Raw genomic sequence first — 2,014 nt, 5'->3', positions numbered from 1 at the left:
CCCCATTGGCTAGAGCTATGAAAAACTCATTGTCCAACAAGAACATCTGCTTCGCCCCTTTAGGCGGCTTTTCCCTCATTAATAGGCAGCGCTCACTCAACCGCCTCATGTCCCCTTTGGCCGCCAATACAATCTGATAAGCCAGAAAGTCGGCCGTAGTGGTTGATTGAATGCGTTTTTCATCGACTATATCGCGGCACTGACAGAACCAATCGATGAGCTTTTCATTATCCGAAACCAGTGCCCTCATGAAATCCAGCGTTTTAGGAAGGAAGTTCATTTTGTCGCTCTGCAACGAGAACTGATATCGATGCAATGACTCAGCGACAGAGAACCAGCGCTTCATTTCCTCAAGATCAGCGGTCTCGAACCAAGCGAGCATTCCCCGAGCAAATGCATAGGACGAAAGCCTTTCGGCACACGCAGCAGGATTTCCCCGCTGATTTTCTATATTCGTCACATAACCTTGCACATCAAAACCACCCTCAAGATGTGACTTGATATGTTCCAACCTGGCCTCGGCCTTGGCAACTGCCGCACCGTATGCGCTCCACACACTCACGCTATAAACCTCACTTCAACTTCGCGATGATCAACTGCCCTGACCCACGGTCCACACCGATCTAAAAGGGGACGCCCATTAGCCGGTCTCGAGTCAAGGCTAATGGGTGTCCCCTTTTCCCATAATTCAACCTGACAATCAGACCTCTTCCTAAAAGCCTGACCCGGGACACCAACCTTGTTTAATCAACACCATCAAGGATTTCTTGCAATTTTCTAGGGTCAGCTGCACGTCCAAAATAATATTCTATAATATCAACACCATCAACCTGCCCCTTCTTCTCAGTCCAGAAAGGAATACAATACTTACGACCCATCAGTTCCTCTAGCCTCGCGACATCAGAACAATTACAAATACTAAGAAACGGCCCATAAGTCTCACTAACAACAATTTCAATCCTTCTCCCAACAATAGAGTCAATCATTCCAACACCTCAACTCATTAGAAAAAACACAAAGCTCAACCCGGCTAATCAATTACTAAAAACTATTCCATCAATAATTTCTTGTAATTTTTCAATATCAGCCGCCCAACCAAAATAGTATTCATTACCCCCCAACCCCATTAGTTCCTCCGGTGTCTTTTTCCAATATGGCACATGACATTCATCATCCAAAACATCTTCAAACGCCCCTCCATCCTCATAGCTAGAAACACGGACATAGGGACCATGAATCTCATGCACTAGAACAACCACCCGCAACCCTGTTACTACATCAATCATCTCATCGATCCCACTTAATACTATTAAACCAGTCTAGCTCATCTTGCGTAGGTGCGCGTTTAATCCCCTTATTATCAAGAGCATCTTCAAACCTCACCGGTCGCATGCTACCAGGAACATACGGATTAGCCTCTGTTTCTTTGACTCGCGTCTGAGTCATGTCAAACTCCGTACCATCCTTATATACAACCTTTATTCCCAGCTCACCTGCCTCTCCTCCCAAACGGGTCTGGTTCTTGGTCGTCCTTAAGGTAATAGTAGCAATTTCTTCATTTGTCGCATCTGATAAACTTTTCCCACTCCCTGTGCGCCAGCCTGGAATCACCCCGACACCTAACAGCTTAGCAGCATCAGCAGCCAGAAGAGTTACGGTATCACCGTTGGATTTTATCGTTGTCGCGATCGTATTGGCAGAAGACAGATTTCCGTTAGCAATGTACCCAACTACAGCAGCCTCCTTGCCTTTCCCTTCATTCCTCAACTCGCTCGTAAGAGCAATTAATTTTTGATCATCATCCAAAAGGCCAGACAAAATAGCCTTACAAACGTCAGGAGAGCGCTGACAAAGTGGTCCCAGTTCATTATCCCTATCCTGACTCAATTTCGCGTAACGCTGTTTAACCTCCTGCTTTTCCGCCTCCGTCGTCTTACTGTCGACTTCCGCCAATGAACGAGCCCCATGAAAGACAGGACACCGTTCCCCCCTTAAGATAAGGGATAGGCAAACG

Annotated in this window: 3 protein-coding genes and 1 pseudogene; all 4 read right to left on the bottom strand. The window is 46.4% G+C overall.

Going from position 1 to position 2,014, the window contains the following annotated elements; translation table 11 throughout:
* Positions 1-562: hypothetical protein (locus tag M5B96_RS32255; protein WP_248801191.1), on the bottom strand; the 562-nt coding region annotated here is incomplete at its 3' end.
* Between the two features lie 181 nt (positions 563-743).
* Positions 744-986, bottom strand: coding sequence for a hypothetical protein (locus tag M5B96_RS32250; RefSeq protein ID WP_248801190.1), 243 nt, complete (start codon positions 984-986; stop codon positions 744-746).
* Positions 987-1,034: 48 nt separating this feature from the next.
* Positions 1,035-1,286 (bottom strand): hypothetical protein, encoded by a 252-nt coding sequence (locus M5B96_RS32245; RefSeq protein ID WP_248801189.1) that lies wholly within the window; start codon positions 1,284-1,286, stop codon positions 1,035-1,037.
* 1 nt (position 1,287) lies between these two features.
* Positions 1,288-2,014: pseudogene (locus M5B96_RS32240) on the bottom strand (hypothetical protein); the annotation flags it as partial.

The organism is Pseudomonas sp. MWU13-2105 (assembly GCF_023242315.1).
Taxonomy (GTDB): Bacteria; Pseudomonadota; Gammaproteobacteria; order Pseudomonadales; family Pseudomonadaceae; genus Aquipseudomonas.
Note: the sequence above shows the minus strand (reverse complement) of the source record. Positions and strands in the feature narration are given on the sequence as shown.